Genomic DNA, 15,029 nt, shown 5'->3' on the forward strand with positions numbered 1-15,029 from the left:
GATAAATAATCCACGTAACAGCGCAAGGAAAAGTTTCATGTGCTGCTGCTAAGGCCTCGCCATCGATCCGGCGCCCCCGCTGAAATGCGGTTCCGTCGGACGATTTCCAACCGGGCGCTCTTGGCGACGCTAAGGTTACTTTCCAAATAGTAACCCATGGCATTGCAGGGGTGTGGCCATTGTGCTTGTTTAACAGTCACACAAGGATCAAGATGATCCGAGCGTGCGTAGTGAAGCCGAAACTGAATGCGTGACGACAACTTTCGAGTGCGGTTCTGGGGCGTAAGAGGAAGTTTGCCGGTATCCGGCCAACAATACGTCGCCTATGGGGGAAATACATCCTGCATCGAGATTCGATGCGGCAAGGATGTATTGCTCTTCGATGCGGGGTCGGGGCTGCGCGAGGCCGGTTACTCGCTGATCGCCGAAGGCGTCGACCAATTCGACCTTTTCTTCACCCACAGCCACTATGACCACATCATCGGCCTTCCCTATTTCAAGCCGATCTACAAGTGTCAGAACTCGGTACGCTTCTGGTCCGGCCATCTGCACGGCACGATGACCACGAAGGAAATGATCCGCGACTTTATGCGCCCGCCGTGGTTCCCGGTGGACCCGGATATCTGTCAGGCAAGCCTCGACGGCCTGGATTTCAAACCCGGTGACGTGCTGACGCCACGGGCGGGGATCACGGTCCGCACGACAAGCCTCAGGCATCCGGGCGGCTGTGTCGGGTACCGCGTCGAATGGAACGGGCGTGCCGTCGCGCTCGTCTACGACACCGAGCACGAGCCCGGCATTCTCGATCCCGCGGTTCTCGATCTGATCGCCGGCTGTGATCTGATGGTCTACGACTGCACCTATCTCGAAAGCGAGATGGATCATTTTCAGGGCTTCGGGCACTCGACCGGCATGCATGGCGCCCGGCTGGCGATGGCCGCCGGTGTCAAGCATCTGGCCATGTTCCATCACGATCCGTCCCGCACCGACGAGGCGCTGGCCGCAATGGAACGCGACGTTCAGGCGACGTTCGCCGGCGCCTTTGCCGCCCGCGACGGACAGATCATCGAGCTGTAATCTCGCGGCCGGCAAGCCAACAGCAGGCCGGATGTCTGCTGGTCGCCGCAAAGAGCTTTTCGAGGAATGTCCAGACGCCCTCGTCGTGAACGAGGTGATGCGTCAGCACGCCGATCGTGCGGCCCTTCTGCTCCGCTCTCTCCTCGACGTCGCCGGTCACCTGCCGAAGCCTCGCAATGATGTCTGAGACGATCAGTGCATGGTCGCGGCAACCGCGCGTCCCGCGCCAATCCATGACATCGACATGCGTGTTGACGAGCTTGAACGTCGATGGTTTCTCCGGCCCGAAGACCGAGAGCACCTTGAAACCGATGTCGGGCAAGCCGTCGAGAAGCGTGTTGTCGATCCGGTTCCACGGGGGAACGAGCATCGGCACGAAGCCGCTCGGGAAGAGCGTCCGCAAGCGGTCATAGCCGAGCTCGAGTTCGTGGAGCACTGTGGCGCGCGGCCGGTGCGCGCCAAGCTCCTGCTTCTTTTCCGCAGGCGGCGCATGATTGCGATGCGCCCACCCGTGCACGGCAATGCTGACATCTGCGAGCCCGCCAAGGCGGCGTGCGAGCGCCTCGCCGGTCTGGGCTGGCGGAACGGCCAGAACGACCGGAAGAGCGTGTCGGTCGACCAGCGACAGCAACCGATCGAGCGCCCGCGTCGGCTCGGCTGCGTCGTCGTCACGCAGCCAGAAATCCACCGGCCGTCCCGACGCTTCAAGGCGATCGAGCTCCGCAGCAAGGCGCTGCCAATGGATTTCCTCGGTCATTTCTGCGTCTCCAGAAATTCATCGAAAATCGAGCGAAGCCGTCGGGCGGCTGCCGGAAACGAGCGCTCCTCATGAACGAACCGTCGGGCGGCTGCGCCCAATCGCTTGCGGCCGGCCGGATCCTCGATCAGGTCGCGCATCGCCGCCGCATAGGCGCCGATATCCCCATCCCGCGTCAGCAGCCCGGTCTCACCGTCTCTCACAACTTCCGGCACGCCGGCCGTTCGTTGCGCAACGACCGGCAGGCCTGCGGCCTGCGCTTCGAGATAGGCAAGCCCGTAAGCCTCGCCGCAGCCGGGCCACACGTAGAGATCAGTGCTGGCAAGAATATCCGGCAGGTCGGCTGCATCCTTTTCGCCAAGCCACATCAATCGCTCGGGAGGCAAAGTCGCAAAGGCCCCCATGACCTCGTCGCGGCAAGGTCCGTCGCCGACGATCGTCAAGGTCCAGGCGGCGTCGGCAACACGCGTCAGCGCCTGCGCCAGCATGCGGTAGCTATTCATCTTGTCGCCGCTGCGCATCATCGCGACCACGACCAGGCGGCAGGGGGCATCGGCTGATGGCTTGCTCTCAATGAACGGCGCAGCGTCGATGAACGGCGCAAGCATCGCGTGGCGGCATGAGGGAGCGGCTTCAAGAAGGCCGTCGCGGTCGCGGCGCGTCAGGCAGATGTTGACGGCAGCTTGCGAAATCCCCGCAAGAACATGGCGCTGGGCAATCGCGCCGACACCCTCATTCCGCCGCATCGCGTATGACGCTTCCGCCGTCGCATAGGGAATGGAAAATTCGTCCGAAAGCCTGGGCCCGAGAAGGTCGGGCGCCTTGTAATAGGGATGGTAGCAGAACCAGAGATCGGGAACGCCCTCGCTCTGCCAGAGTGCCCGAAGGCGCGCGGTCTCGGCTTCCGCCGCAAGCTCAAGTTCCCGGAAACCCTGATCCGACGGCTTAACCATGAAACTGCGCAGGTCCGATGCAATCGTAACCTCGTGCCCACCGATCCGCAGTGCCGCGATCAGCATGCGGGCCATCAGCCGGTCGCCTGACGGCACCGGGTGATCGGGGGATTTCAGCGGTGCATAAAAGGCGATCTTCATCCGCAGCGAGCTATCGTGCCTTCGCGCGAGACTGTCAACCAACGGGTTTCCGTGCGCACAACCGGTTCGTCAATCGATCGGCAAATCATAGTAGTCGCGTCGGATAAGCCTGAGCGTGCGATCCGGTTCAATGACATAGGTCTCCTGAACGAAACTGTTACCGCTCGTGAAGCGGTGCGGGACGATGCTGCCCACCGGCGCCTTCGTCAGCTTCGTGCGGGGCTGTCCACCATAGGTGATGCTGCCCGGGATCGGCTCGATGTCCGGCGTGGTACAGCCGGCGAGCGTCAGAGCGAAAAGGCAAAGCAGGGCTGCCGACCGCCTCACAGGCGGGTTGCTTTTCATCGCGACCATTTCGAGACCTCCACATCTCGCGAGAACACGTGCGCCGCACGCCTATGGCGCGGTGGCGGCCGACTTGTTTTCGACTTTCGCCGCGGCCACGTCAGCGTCATGGGCGTCCAGCAGGCTATAGGCCACATAGTACTTATAGATGTTGCTGACATATTGAACCGTCTCGCGCCCGACGATCGCGGCGGCGGCATTTTCGACATTGCCGAACCAGAGGTTCGGATCGAGCCCCATATCCTTGGCCTTTGCCCGGAACTTGCGCAGGTTCCCGGGCCCGGCATTGTAGGCCGCGAAGGCAAACAGCAACTGATCTCGCGGGGTCACGGCCGGGTCGTTGATGTAGGTATCGACGAGGAAGCGCAGATACTTCGACCCAGCTTCGACATTCAGATTCTCGTCCTTGTCGATGCCGTGGATGTTGACCGCCTTGTCCGCTGCGGTCGACGGCAGGAGCTGCATGATGCCCACAGCACCGCGATGGCTGCGCCTGGACTGATCGAGCCGTGATTCCTGGTATCCTTGCGCCATCAGCATCAGGCGATCGAAGGAATAGGTCTTTGCGTGCTTGCGGAAGATCTCGACCAGCACTTTGAAGCGTTCGACATCCGCCGGATCATAGGCACGCTTCAGCATCTTGTCGCCCTTGTAGTAGGTGTTCTTCAAGATATTGCCGAAGGTGGTGCCGACCTTATGGGTCTTGACGAAGTCGTCGAGCACGGCCTTGAGCTTCGGGCTGTCCTTGCGGATCGCCCAGGCGATTTCGCCGTGATCGGACACAGCAATATCCTCCCGCACCTTGAGGTCGGCGAAGACCTTCGACCAGATGTTCGCCTTGTACATGTCGACGACCGTCCACGGCAGCAGGCCGGCATTGATCATCTCCAGGACGTCTTCGTCCTCCAGGTTCTCATCCATCTCCTTCAAGGCAATAGGCGGCCGGCCTGACTTTTCGAAACCGGCACTCAGGGCCGCCAGGTGCTCGTAGTAGCTGCTCGAGCGTCGCACATGGATTTCCTGTCCGCTCAGGTCATCAAGACTGGCGATTGCAGGCGCGGATGGGCCAGTGACGAGAACCTCCTTGGCTTCGTTGTAGAGCGGCGCCGTGAAATCCACCTCGGTGAGCCGTGTTTCGGTGATCGTCAGGTTCGCCATGACGATATCGCCGAGACCTTCTTCCAGCGCCGACACAAGTCTCGCCCGCGGCATCGGTACGAAACCGACGCGGATCTTGTCGATCTGCTCCTTGCGATCCTTGTTGAGCTCGTTTTCGAGCGCCGTCCCGAATTCAACAGCCGTGCCCAATTGCTGACCGCGATCGATAAAATAGGTCGTCTTGCTGAACGGTACGATGATGCGGATCACGCGTCGCTTTTCCATCCCGTCGAAGTCGTCCGTGTGCGGAACGAACATCGACCGAACGAATTGCTCGTTCGATTGCGCCCAGCCGTTATCCCCCCCCAAAAATACGAGGAGCATTGCCACCAAAAGCAGGCGTTTCATATCCGGCCTCCCATGCCCCCGAGAAACCTCGATGATAAAGGCTATTCCTGCGGCGCACCGCCTTCGGCAAGGGCGGCCGCAGCTTTCTTCTTTTCGATGGCATCACGGGTCGCGGCAGCGGCTGCAGCAGAGTGCTGCTGCTCGTCGCCCGCCACCTGCACCGTCGGCGAAGCGAAATTGATGCCGTTTTCCTTGAAGGCTTCCTTGATCATGACCTGGGCCCGACGTCTGACCTGGGTCTGATTTCCCGGCTTCGTCTTCATGGCGAAGCTGAGCGTCATCCCATAATCGCCAAACTGTTCGACGCCTTTCATCTTGACCGTTTCCAGGATCAACGGCCCCAGTTCGGGATCCTCGAGCAGCTTGGCCCCGATACCTTTCACCACCTTCTTTACCTTCGCCACATCGGTATCGAACGAAACGTTGATCATGAATTTGTCGATCACCCAATCGCGGCTCATGTTCTGGACCGCACCCAGCGAGCCGAACGGCACTGTAAAGACCGGGCCCCGATGGTGCCGCAGCTTGACCGAGCGAATGCTGAAGGATTCGACAGTGCCCTTGTAGCTGCCGCTCTGGATATACTCGCCCACTCGGAACGCGTCATCCGTCATGTAGAAAACGCCACTGATGACGTCCTTGACCAGCGACTGCGATCCGAAGCCGATTGCGACACCGAACACGCCGGCGCCGGCGATCAGCGGGCCGATTTCAACGCCGAGGCCGGAGAGAACCATCAGCACCGCCACGACGGCGATGAAAACCGCGAGGAAATTGCGCAGGATCGGCAACAGGGTCATCAGGCGCGAGTTGCGAGCCTGCTGCACGGGATCGGCGGCCACCGCATGCGCCTGCATCAGGCGCAGGCTGATGAAACCCTTCACCAACTGCCACACGAGATCCGCCGCCAGCAAGATCACGATGCCGGCGAGCGCGCCGCGGAAGATCCGATTAAAAACATCATCCTGCATCATCGCCATCGCGTTGATCTTGAACACGACTGCCAGCCAGGCGGCCGCGAGGGCGATGATCAGGAGACGGGCGCCCCGCTCGATCAGGACGTTGCGCATCACTCTGAAATCATCGGCAGCGGAGGTATCCAGCATCGTCTTCGTGAAGGCGCTGGTGAAGCGCAGCAGCGGCGGCAGGCCGATCACATAGAGACCGATCCAGAACAGGACCTCCATGCCCGCGACCCAGATCAGCCACAGCACAATCAGGAAGGCGACCAGCAGCACATTGCCGACGATGCGGCGCGAGCCGGTAACCGCATTTGCCGGTCGCCGTAACGCCGTTGCGATCGCCAGGACCAGGACCACGAGCCCAAGGATCGTCGTAACCAGTTCGCGCACGTCCGCGGATATGGCAAGCGCCAGCATCGCATCACCGACGCCCCAGACGAGCGCGGCGGCACTGATCAGCCAGAGAGCATGACGATACCAGAAGCCTGCCTCGTCTGCGGTCAGAGACAGATAGCCGCCACGGGCGTCGGCGCTCTCCTCGCCTTCGCGACCACCTTTCAGGACGGCGGATGCGATGATCATCAGGAGGCGAGCGCCGATCCAGGCTCCAAGCAGCGGCGCGATCGTCGCCTCAAGCAGCTTTGGCCATTCTGCGAAGGCGAGCACGGCCATGCTGGCGGCAGCAAAGACGGCAAGCGGCAGAACGCGTGCCAACATGGTCCGCGCCGGTCCTGCCAACGCGGCCCCTTGCAGGCTACGCCGCAACAGCCAGCGCAGCAGGTATTCGGCACCGTAGCCAATCAGGAGAATGAAGAAGAAACCCCTGAGAACGGGCGCCCGGCCCTGGCTCTCCATGACGCCGGCCAGCCGATCCCGCCCCGCCTGCATTTCCGGTAGAACGCGCGGCACGGCATCGCGAATGCCGGTCAGGCGCCGCCTGATCTCGGCGGTCCAGCGCGCGACGACGCCCGTCGCAGGCGCCTTAGTCGCCGCCACAGCAGGCGCCTGTTTCGTCGAAAGCCACTGCTTCACTTCGGGATCGTCGAGTAGCTGGATCAGTTGCTGGACCTTGGCGGGCGGCGCGGCGGGCGCCGCCTCCTGCGCAAACCCCTTGGAAACGGGACCGAAGATAATTGAAAGAAACGCGAGAAGGCCGAAGACCGGCCCCAGAAAACGACGCGACGACCCGACACAGCCCATTCTTACCACCCCCAGGGATCATGCCGGCCCCGACCGGCACGATTCTCAACTTTTACAAATGCTAACATACCTGTAGGCGGTTCTACCAACGCCCTTTCGCCGCGCCGCGGATCAACGACGACGGAAGCCGCCGCCGCCATGGAAACCGCCGCCTTGGAAGCCACCGCCACCGTGGAAACCGCCTCCCTCGAAGCCGCCGCCACCAAAGCCGCCCGGGCGATCAAAACCACCGCCTCCACTGCTCGGGAAGTTCAGCGGCCGCTGATCGAAGGACTGACGCTCGAAGGAACGCTGGTTGCCGAGCTGTCGGCCGATATTGTCGATGGCCAGATGATCGGGCGCGCGGTCCAGCGTTCGTGCTCGCTGGCCGGATTCGATCCGCTGGTTCAGGTTTTGGACAGCGTCCGGATGCTTGGCGGAAAACTGTTCGCCCGCCTTGGCCCTGTCCTGGATGGAAGGCTTGTCGACCAGCTGCCAGCCGTCAGGCGTGTGCTTCTGCCATTGCCCGTCGTCGCGGCGATAGACGTTTCCATCGCGCCCGGCGTAGACGTCGCCACCCTTGCCACCGGCGACGAAACCATGGTTGCCGTCTGACGTGCGCCAATGGGCCCCCGCTCCGGCCGCAGTCGAACCGCCGGAAATGCGCGCAAAGCCGGAACCGTGCTTGACGGATGCCGTTCCCCAGCTCCCGTAGACATTGTGTCCGCCACGTGCGATCGCCGCGTTGCCGGTGCGCGGATTGTAGGCGGCGACGAAGCCCCGGTCACCGTTCGGTCCGTAGCCGACAGCGCCTCGCATATAGGTACCGGTGCGCGGATTGTAGGCCGCACCGGCTGCGATGCCGCGATAGGGGCCATAGGCATAGCCGTAGCGGCCGAACGTTCCGACAGCCGGGTTGTAGAACGCACCGACGCCATAGGTCACGGGACGCGGATAATAGGGCCAGTAGCCGCCGCCAGCCCAGCCATAGCCCCAATAATCGTCATAGTACCAGCCGGTGCCGTAGACGAAGGTATCCCAGGCGAGATAGGCACCGAGATAGCCCATCGTGTAGCCGAACCAGACCGCGTCGGGCTCGGTCTCGTAGATCCGTACATAGGTGGCGTTGTAGACGGGCGAGGATGGCGGGATCTTGTAGATCTCGTCGGGCACCGCCTTGGCGACGCTGAAGGGTCCGGTCGGCGCATCGCCGACGAACCAGATGCCGTCCTTCACGACAAAATACTTGTCACCGACCTTGATGACGGTCTCGTTGGTGTTGACGGCGTAGGTCAGCGAGGTGCCGTCGATCTTCTCGAATTTCGGATCGCCACTATAGGTCACGTCCACCGTGACCGACCCGTCGAGCGCCACACGCGCCTTTTCGGGAATGCTTGCCTTGAGCCGCGCTTCGGCGTTTTCGGACGTCCCGGGAACGGACGAGCGCACCGTGTAATAGGCGGCGTCCTGCGGGATATTCTGGAAATCTTCGGGAAGCTTGGGCGTCGCGAAGGTCCACGGACCGTTGAGGGACGAGCTCGCAAACCAGCGACCGGAGACGAGGATGTACCAGTTGGAATCCGCATCGCGATAGAAGACGTCGCTCTCGCTGTTGGTCGCTATCTCGAGGCCGGTGCCCGGCACCTGCTCCAGCTTCGGCTCGCCGTCGAACACGAGCAACTCGGAGGGTTTGTCCGAATAGATAACGTCAGGCACCACTGCCTTGTCCGCTTGCGGCGGGATAGCCGCCTTGGCATCCTTCCAGTTGTCGTCGTCCGGAAGCTTGCCGAGAATGTCCGGCAGCGACGCTGCAGGCTGCCACCCCGAGGCTAGGTCCTTCGATTGCAGCCACGCCTTGTCGTTGCGCAGATAATAGCTGCTGTCCGCATCGACCTTGAACAGGTCCCAATTGGTGTTGACCGCGAAGGACAGGCCTTCGACACCCTTGACCGGCGCGAACACGGCCTTGCCGTCGGTCTGCAGCAGCACCGCCGGCGCCTTGCTGACGAAGATCGGCGGCGCGTCGGCCTTCAGCCCCTCGACATTGCCGAGCCGCTCGTAGTCCGCCAGGCTCGCCGTCAATTTGTCTTCCGAAACCGTGATGGTTCCGAGCGGCATCAGCTTGCCGACCTCGAGGGCGAGATCGGCCAGTTCCTTCCGGTCGAGGACGGAAAAATTGATCTCCGTCATCTTGATGTCCGATACGACGACCTGGCCGGATGCGCTGTCGGCGTCGGTCTTGCCGGTCACTCCGATGACACCATAGATCGGCTTGGCATCGTCGGACTGTTTGTATTCGGCAGCGATCAGCGCATCGAGATCGGTGAAGTCCTTCCAAGCGTTGATCTGAGGCTGGTAGAGCGTAATGGTCGCGCCGCTGTCGGTCTTGAAGGCGCGTGGCCAGCCGAGCCCCTTGGGATCGGCATCGTTCAGATACTTGCCGCTGACGAAGCCGTTCTGGCCATTGAAGCTCACCGCGCACCACGTGCCGCCATCGTCGCATTCCTTGACGTCGACTTCCGCGCCTTCCGCAATCGTGCCGAGGCTGTCGAAGCCGGTGCCCGGCCCTTCCCGGAAGTTGACGGACGCGTTTGTCGTAGCCGGACCGGCCTCGGCCGGAACGGAGGCAATCGCGAAAAGGGTCAAGGCCAGGGTCAATCTGCGCATCACGGTTCTCCGGCGTCTAGCAGCAATCCGAACCGGCATCGTGCTGTCGCCGCCTGTGCCACGTTGTTGGCAGGTGAGGAGCGGACATCGGACCGGTATGATCGCAGCATCTTCGGCATCGGGGGCAGCACAAGTACGTAACAGTAACGGCGACCGTAACAGGCCGTTGAAAAGGGACGATGAGGCCCGGCCATGAGCCTCCCTTCGGGCCGCCGAACGCAGATGACGCAGGATCGATTCGCGCGGGGCCCTTCGTATTTTGGCCGCGATCGAGGCAACGTGACGCACTCGACCCGTCACAATTCGCGCGCTTGCGCCCCGATGACGGCAGCATCGTCCGGCTCATCCCCTGGAAAACCGGGACGGCGCCGCAAATCTCCGCGTTTTAGCCCGTAGTGATTGCATCGGGGGATTTATTCAAGCAAACTCATATGTATGATTTGACCATTCCTACGTGCGGAGGAAATACAAGTGAACACAAAAGCCCCCAGCCAGATTGATGTCTTTGTCGGTTCCCGCGTCAGGATGCGTCGGTTGATGGCCGGGTTGAGCCAGGAAAAGCTGGCCGACGGTCTCGGGATCACATTCCAGCAGGTTCAAAAGTACGAAAAAGGCACCAACCGCATCGGCGCCAGCCGTCTCCAGGCGATCGCCGATATCCTCGGCGTGCATCCAAGCTTCTTCTTCCAGGAAGGCGACGACGTCGCTGCCCGCAACGGCGACACGACGCGCGAGCCGAGCGAAATCTCCTCTTTCGTTTCGTCGAAGGAAGGCATCGCTCTCAATCGCGCCTTCCTGAAGATCACCGATCCGGTGCTGCGCAAGAAGATCATCTCGCTCGTCGCCGCCGTCGCCCAGACGCCCGAGACGGAGAGCACCCGTACAGGGACCAGCCATGCCCAGGATCTGCACGGATAAGCGCCTGCACCCGACAGGAATGACCGGATGACATTCAGACTGCAGACCCTCGGGCGCTTGCGTCTCGTCGATAACGACGGGCGCGAAGTGACGTTCCCGGAGAAGGGTCTGCTTATCCTTTGCTATCTGATCGTCGGCGGATATCGCGAACAATCGAGAAACGACATCGCCAAGCTGTTGTGGGACGAAGTCGTTCCCAGTCAGGCGTTCGTCAATCTGCGCAAGACGATCTCCCGGATTAGTGCACGGCAGGACGAACTCGGCTGTCATTTCCTGAGCTTCTCTCCATCGTCGGTCGGACTCGACGTCGATCGACTGCAGAGCGACTTGGACGAAATCAGTCGTGATCCGGGCGATGCGCTCAACCGCTTCCAACTGGCAGCAACGACATTCCAGGAGGACTTTCTCAAGGATCTGAAGTCCCAGGGGCAAGCGCTGCACGGCTGGATCGAACGGCAGCGCGGCGAACACATGACGCTCTTGCGCGAAAGCCTGATCGCAGCCGCGCCGGAAGCGGCGAAGAGCCATCGCAAGCTGGTCAAGGCCGCGGCAGCGCGGCTCCTCGAGCGCAATCCGCTCGACGAGGACGTGCGCAAGATCCTGACCCAGGTGTTTCAGCTGGAAGGCAATCACCTGGAAGCGAGAGCACTTGCACACAGCAATGCGCCGGTTGCTCCAGCCATCGCGGAATGGCGGCCAGCCTCGACGATCTTTGCGCCGGCCTCCGAGGCGGCCGCGGACTTGCGTCCACCGCGCGTCGTGCTGCTGCCGCCGAGCAACGGAGCAATCGACAGTCCCGCCACCCAGTTTGCTGGCGCCTTGATCGAGGACGTCACCATCGGCCTTTGCGCGCTCCGGTCGGTTTCGGTCATCGCCCCCTACACGGCGGCACAAATCAGCCTCCAGGCTGATAAGGCAAACACCTACCAAAAGCACGCCATCAGCTACATCCTCGACACTCGCCTGACGGACGAGGGCAGCCGGCTGACTCTATTCACGCAGCTGATCTTCTTTGCCAATGACGAAGTGATCTGGGCTGACCGCTTCAATCTCGACGGCGACGGGCTGATGACGTCCAGGCGGGAGATCGCACGCCAGATCGCCTATGCCATCGCCAGCCAGGTGGAACGCAACGAGGCGCATCGCAAGACCTACGAAACCAATGTCGGCTCCTATCGCAGCTTCCTGCTGGGGCAGCGCTATCTCAAGCAGTTGAACCTTCCGGAAGTGCGGCGCGCTCGCAAGAGTTTCCGTGAATCGCTGTACGAGAATTCCGACTTTGCGCCGGCGATGAGCGGGCTGGCGCGCAGCTACTTCTTCGAGTGGCTGTTGACGGCGCGTGGTGACAGCGAGTTGCTGGCGCTTGCGGAAAGGCATGCGCGCGACGCGGTGGGGGCCGACGACACGCTGGCAACGGGCTATCGCGAGCTCGGTGTGGTCAAGCTCTATCTGAGACAATTCGATGAGAGCATGGAATACCATGACAAGGCGGAGGCGCTCAGCCCACAGCATGCCAACGTGATCGCAAGCTATGCCGACACGCTGGTGCAGGCCTCGCGTCCGGAAGGTGGTCTACGCAAGATCCAGGCGGCACTCGACCTCAACCCGATCGCACCGGACGAATATTTCTGGACTGCAGCCGGCGCCAGCTATTCGCTTGGCCAGTACGAGCAGGCGATCGCCTATATCGAGCATATGCGCGATCCGACGCCTGCAGACCGATTGTCGGCCGCGAGTTGGGGCATGCTTGGCAACAAGAAAAAGGCCCGCCAATTCGTCCGCAAAACGTTCGACGTACATCCGGATTTTGATCTCGACAAATGGATGGCCATCGTTCCCTTCAGGGAAGAGTGGCAGCGAGTCCACTATTGCGAGGGCCTGCGCAAGGCAGGTTTCTGACGTCTTCATTCAACGAAAGCCAGGAGGGGTAAATGGCGAAAGTGGTGGTAATTGGCGTGGCAGGCGACGACAGGCTCTGGATGGCGGATCTGGACGCGGGAACGGTGACGCAAATTCCGACGCCGACGCAGGGGCCGCTGGCAGCGGCCAACGATCTGCGCGTCAACGGCGGCGCAACAGTGCACAAGGGCGTGAACCTCGCTGTGGTGGCGGCCTCGTCCGGTTCGGTTTCCGGCGGGTTCATGGACGGCTAGCGCCGACACGTGGCGCAAGTCACCGGAATTGACCGGCCGTCGGATGATTGTTTCGGTTATCCGACGGCCGGTATGCTCTCATACAGCGATCGCGCCTGTTCGCCCGAAGAGACCCTTCGGCGCATCGAGCCGCTTTTGCCGACATTCGGCGTCAGCAGGCTTGCGCGCCTGACCGGGCTCGACAAGATCGGGATCCCGGTCTGGAGCGCCATATCCCCGAACGCGCGGTCGATCGTCATCAATCAAGGAAAAGGCATCACCGACAACGACGCCAAGGTTTCGGCCGCAATGGAGGCGATCGAACGCGCCGTTGCCTGCGCACCCGCGGTGCCGACCAGAATGGCGACCCGGCGGGCATTGTGCGAAAGCGGCGATCGGGCCCTGACGCTTCCCTGTCTGGTCGCTACGGGCGAAGCCGATCTCGGCGACCATGAGACGGTCGCCTGGCTTCGCGGCTTCGATCTCGCAGACGGAGCCACCACCTGGGTACCGCTTCATGCGTCCACCCTCGACCGAACCATCGAGGGCTGCCGATACTGGCAATCCTCCGATGGCCTTGCCTCCGGCAACACCGAGACCGAAGCCATCCTGCATGGTCTGCTCGAGCGGATCGAGCGCGACGCCGAAACGCTCTGGCGTCTGCTGCCGCTGAGCGGAAAGCTCAACAGTTGCATTGATCCGGCATCGTTCGAGGACCCGATCCTCGACCAGATGGCGCGGCAGATCGCGGCTTGTGGCCTGCAACTGCGCCTCTTCGACATGACCAGCAACGTCGCCGTCCCCTGTTATACGGCGACCCTTGCCGATGCTGGCATTCTGACCGCGCGGCAACCTCGGTACCACGACGTGACAATCGGCCACGGCGCGCACCTGGTGGCGCGCAGAGCCGCCATCCGCGCCGTGACGGAGGCGGCCCAGTCAAGGCTCACCTATATCAGCGGCGCCCGCGACGACGTCTTTCCCGAGACCTTTACCCGCTCCCTTCCGGGCGAGACACAGCGCCTGTTCGAGGCGAACCCGCAAAGGAAAACGACGCCCCCCACAAGCGCCGAGGGCGGACCGCACGCGCTGCTAAGCTTCGCAATCCAGCGGCTCGAGGAGGCGCGTATCCGCTCGGTTGTGGTCCTACCGCTGGTGGAGGAAGAGGCCATGCCGTTCTCTGTCGTCAAGGTTCTCGTTCCGGGCCTGGAAAACCCCGATGGCCTGCGCAAGCGCCGTTTCGGAGAACGGGCGCTGGCACGCGCACTGGTGGTCGGATGAAGATCGTCTTCGTCGGGCCTACCCTGCCGGACGCGCGCCGCGTTGCGAGCGCCGTCATCACTCTCCAGCCACCTGCCGTCCAGGGCGACATTCTCAGCGCGACCAAACGTGGTGCGACGGCTATCGGTCTGGTCGACGGCAACTTTGAACAGGTCGCGCCGGTCTGGCACAAGGAGATCCTCTACGCGCTGACGCAAGGCGTTCAGGTTTTCGGGGCGGCCAGCATGGGCGCGCTTCGCGCTGCCGAATGCGCTCCCTTCGGCATGACGGGCATCGGCGAGATCTATCGGCAATATGCGCAAGGCGAGCGAGTGGACGATGCCGATGTCGCCCTGATCCATGGCCCGGCTGAGCTTGGATACCTGCCGTTGACCTTGCCGCTCGTCAATGTGGACGTGACCCTCAGATGCCTGGCGGATCGCCAGCTGCTTCCTGTTGAAGCGGTGGCGGCGGTCGGCGCCGCGGCAGCCGGCATCTTCTACAAGGAGCGGAACTGGGCCGCGGTTGTCGAGCGCGCACGCCTTCCCGCCGGTACAGACCGGACGCGTCTCGCAGACCTGCTTGCCGCCGAATTCGTCGATCAGAAACGTATCGATGCGCTGCTTCTGCTCGACGCACTGCACAACGCGCCGAACCAACGAACGGTTGTGGCGCGAGACTGGAAATTCAATTCTACCAGCATGTGGAAGAGGTTGTCCGGTCAACCTGACGCTTCATCTTAAGCGCGTGGTTTTCCCATACAACGTGTGTCACGCTCATGTCACGCGCACTGCCGCGCAGTCACGCTATGATTGGTCACGCTGAACTGGATCTGGCTGATCCATAGGGAGCTGGGGAAAATCATGCTGTCTTCATTTGCTGTACCGGTGGAACCGGAAGACAAGGAGCAGGAGCTTCTGGCATTGGCTCGCCTTGTCACCTATGCGCGAGACTCCGCCAAGACCCTCAATGTCGAAGGTGTGCAATACTGCCTCGAACTGGCGCTCGCATCGCTGCTCAAGGAGGCAGAGGAATGCGGAGACAAGCGCGCACATCTGACCAACGAACTGCTGACGCGGCCAAGCCTCGGCCGCTGCTGAGGCCAGCAAGTTCGGGCGTTCTGCGTCCAGAA

At 62.1% G+C, this 15,029-nt stretch carries 13 protein-coding genes; 7 read left to right on the forward strand and 6 right to left on the reverse strand.

Annotated elements, in window-relative coordinates; all coding sequences use genetic code 11:
* Positions 1 to 246 precede the first annotated feature (246 nt).
* A complete protein-coding gene (locus AC3WWH_RS21725) occupies positions 247 to 1,077 on the forward strand; it encodes an MBL fold metallo-hydrolase (RefSeq protein ID WP_058323949.1) in 831 nt (276 codons plus the stop codon).
* On the opposite strand, the gene AC3WWH_RS21730 is transcribed toward AC3WWH_RS21725, so the two are convergent.
* From AC3WWH_RS21730 to AC3WWH_RS21755, 6 genes are all read right to left on the reverse strand, one after another.
* Positions 1,064 to 1,834 carry a polysaccharide deacetylase family protein gene (locus tag AC3WWH_RS21730; RefSeq protein WP_058323950.1) on the reverse strand — a complete coding sequence of 257 codons (771 nt, stop codon included), beginning with the start codon at positions 1,832 to 1,834 and terminating at the stop codon, positions 1,064 to 1,066. The genes AC3WWH_RS21725 and AC3WWH_RS21730 overlap by 14 nt on opposite strands.
* Positions 1,831 to 2,928: a glycosyltransferase family 4 protein gene (locus AC3WWH_RS21735; RefSeq protein WP_058323951.1), complete on the reverse strand. Its 1,098-nt coding sequence runs from the start codon at positions 2,926 to 2,928 to the stop codon at positions 1,831 to 1,833. Before AC3WWH_RS21735 ends, AC3WWH_RS21730 begins: the two co-directional genes overlap by 4 nt.
* 69 nt (positions 2,929 to 2,997) lie before the next feature.
* Positions 2,998 to 3,273 (reverse strand): hypothetical protein, encoded by a 276-nt coding sequence (locus AC3WWH_RS21740; protein WP_058323961.1) that lies wholly within the window; start codon positions 3,271 to 3,273, stop codon positions 2,998 to 3,000.
* Between the two features lie 51 nt (positions 3,274 to 3,324).
* A complete protein-coding gene (locus tag AC3WWH_RS21745) occupies positions 3,325 to 4,779 on the reverse strand; it encodes a lytic transglycosylase F (protein ID WP_113399070.1) in 1,455 nt (484 codons plus the stop codon).
* Between the two features lie 41 nt (positions 4,780 to 4,820).
* Positions 4,821 to 6,941: a mechanosensitive ion channel family protein gene (locus AC3WWH_RS21750; protein ID WP_113399069.1), complete on the reverse strand. Its 2,121-nt coding sequence runs from the start codon at positions 6,939 to 6,941 to the stop codon at positions 4,821 to 4,823.
* Between the two features lie 111 nt (positions 6,942 to 7,052).
* Positions 7,053 to 9,587: an SH3 domain-containing protein gene (locus tag AC3WWH_RS21755; RefSeq protein ID WP_492377270.1), complete on the reverse strand. Its 2,535-nt coding sequence runs from the start codon at positions 9,585 to 9,587 to the stop codon at positions 7,053 to 7,055.
* A 471-nt stretch (positions 9,588 to 10,058) separates the two neighbouring features.
* On the opposite strand from AC3WWH_RS21755, the gene AC3WWH_RS21760 reads away from it, so the two are divergent.
* The 6 genes from AC3WWH_RS21760 (at position 10,059) to AC3WWH_RS21785 (ending at position 14,997) form a co-directional block, all read left to right on the forward strand.
* On the forward strand, positions 10,059 to 10,505 hold the full coding sequence (locus AC3WWH_RS21760) for a helix-turn-helix domain-containing protein (protein ID WP_058323954.1): 447 nt from the start codon (positions 10,059 to 10,061) through the stop codon (positions 10,503 to 10,505).
* A gap of 27 nt (positions 10,506 to 10,532) precedes the next feature.
* Positions 10,533 to 12,404 (forward strand): AfsR/SARP family transcriptional regulator, encoded by a 1,872-nt coding sequence (locus AC3WWH_RS21765; protein WP_058323955.1) that lies wholly within the window; start codon positions 10,533 to 10,535, stop codon positions 12,402 to 12,404.
* A gap of 32 nt (positions 12,405 to 12,436) precedes the next feature.
* The gene (locus AC3WWH_RS21770; RefSeq protein ID WP_057251314.1) at positions 12,437 to 12,658 is read left to right on the forward strand and encodes a hypothetical protein; all 222 of its coding nucleotides are present in this window, start codon (positions 12,437 to 12,439) and stop codon (positions 12,656 to 12,658) included.
* A 72-nt stretch (positions 12,659 to 12,730) separates the two neighbouring features.
* Positions 12,731 to 13,918, forward strand: coding sequence for a YcaO-like family protein (locus AC3WWH_RS21775; RefSeq protein ID WP_492377271.1), 1,188 nt, complete (start codon positions 12,731 to 12,733; stop codon positions 13,916 to 13,918).
* Complete coding sequence (locus AC3WWH_RS21780; protein WP_058323957.1) at positions 13,915 to 14,640, forward strand: TfuA-like protein; 726 nt, start codon at positions 13,915 to 13,917, stop codon at positions 14,638 to 14,640. The genes AC3WWH_RS21775 and AC3WWH_RS21780 overlap by 4 nt, the downstream gene beginning before the upstream one ends.
* Before the next feature lie 120 nt (positions 14,641 to 14,760).
* A complete protein-coding gene (locus AC3WWH_RS21785; RefSeq protein WP_063891526.1) occupies positions 14,761 to 14,997 on the forward strand; it encodes a hypothetical protein in 237 nt (78 codons plus the stop codon).
* Positions 14,998 to 15,029: the final 32 nt, after the last annotated feature.

The sequence above is a fragment of the Ensifer sp. EB106-03-01-XG145 genome (assembly GCF_058792075.1).

What these genes read in the sequence shown, in the direction of transcription:
- AC3WWH_RS21725 (WP_058323949.1), top strand. Translation starts at nt 247, where the DNA reads ATGCGTGACGACAACTTTCGAGTGCGGTTCTGGGGCGTAAGAGGAAGT.
- AC3WWH_RS21730 (WP_058323950.1), bottom strand. Translation starts at nt 1,834, where the DNA reads ATGACCGAGGAAATCCATTGGCAGCGCCTTGCTGCGGAGCTCGATCGC.
- AC3WWH_RS21735 (WP_058323951.1), bottom strand. Translation starts at nt 2,928, where the DNA reads ATGAAGATCGCCTTTTATGCACCGCTGAAATCCCCCGATCACCCGGTG.
- AC3WWH_RS21740 (WP_058323961.1), bottom strand. Translation starts at nt 3,273, where the DNA reads ATGAAAAGCAACCCGCCTGTGAGGCGGTCGGCAGCCCTGCTTTGCCTT.
- AC3WWH_RS21745 (WP_113399070.1), bottom strand. Translation starts at nt 4,779, where the DNA reads ATGAAACGCCTGCTTTTGGTGGCAATGCTCCTCGTATTTTTGGGGGGG.
- AC3WWH_RS21750 (WP_113399069.1), bottom strand. Translation starts at nt 6,941, where the DNA reads ATGGGCTGTGTCGGGTCGTCGCGTCGTTTTCTGGGGCCGGTCTTCGGC.
- AC3WWH_RS21755 (WP_492377270.1), bottom strand. Translation starts at nt 9,587, where the DNA reads ATGCGCAGATTGACCCTGGCCTTGACCCTTTTCGCGATTGCCTCCGTT.
- AC3WWH_RS21765 (WP_058323955.1), top strand. Translation starts at nt 10,533, where the DNA reads ATGACATTCAGACTGCAGACCCTCGGGCGCTTGCGTCTCGTCGATAAC.
- AC3WWH_RS21770 (WP_057251314.1), top strand. Translation starts at nt 12,437, where the DNA reads ATGGCGAAAGTGGTGGTAATTGGCGTGGCAGGCGACGACAGGCTCTGG.
- AC3WWH_RS21775 (WP_492377271.1), top strand. Translation starts at nt 12,731, where the DNA reads ATGCTCTCATACAGCGATCGCGCCTGTTCGCCCGAAGAGACCCTTCGG.
- AC3WWH_RS21780 (WP_058323957.1), top strand. Translation starts at nt 13,915, where the DNA reads ATGAAGATCGTCTTCGTCGGGCCTACCCTGCCGGACGCGCGCCGCGTT.
- AC3WWH_RS21785 (WP_063891526.1), top strand. Translation starts at nt 14,761, where the DNA reads ATGCTGTCTTCATTTGCTGTACCGGTGGAACCGGAAGACAAGGAGCAG.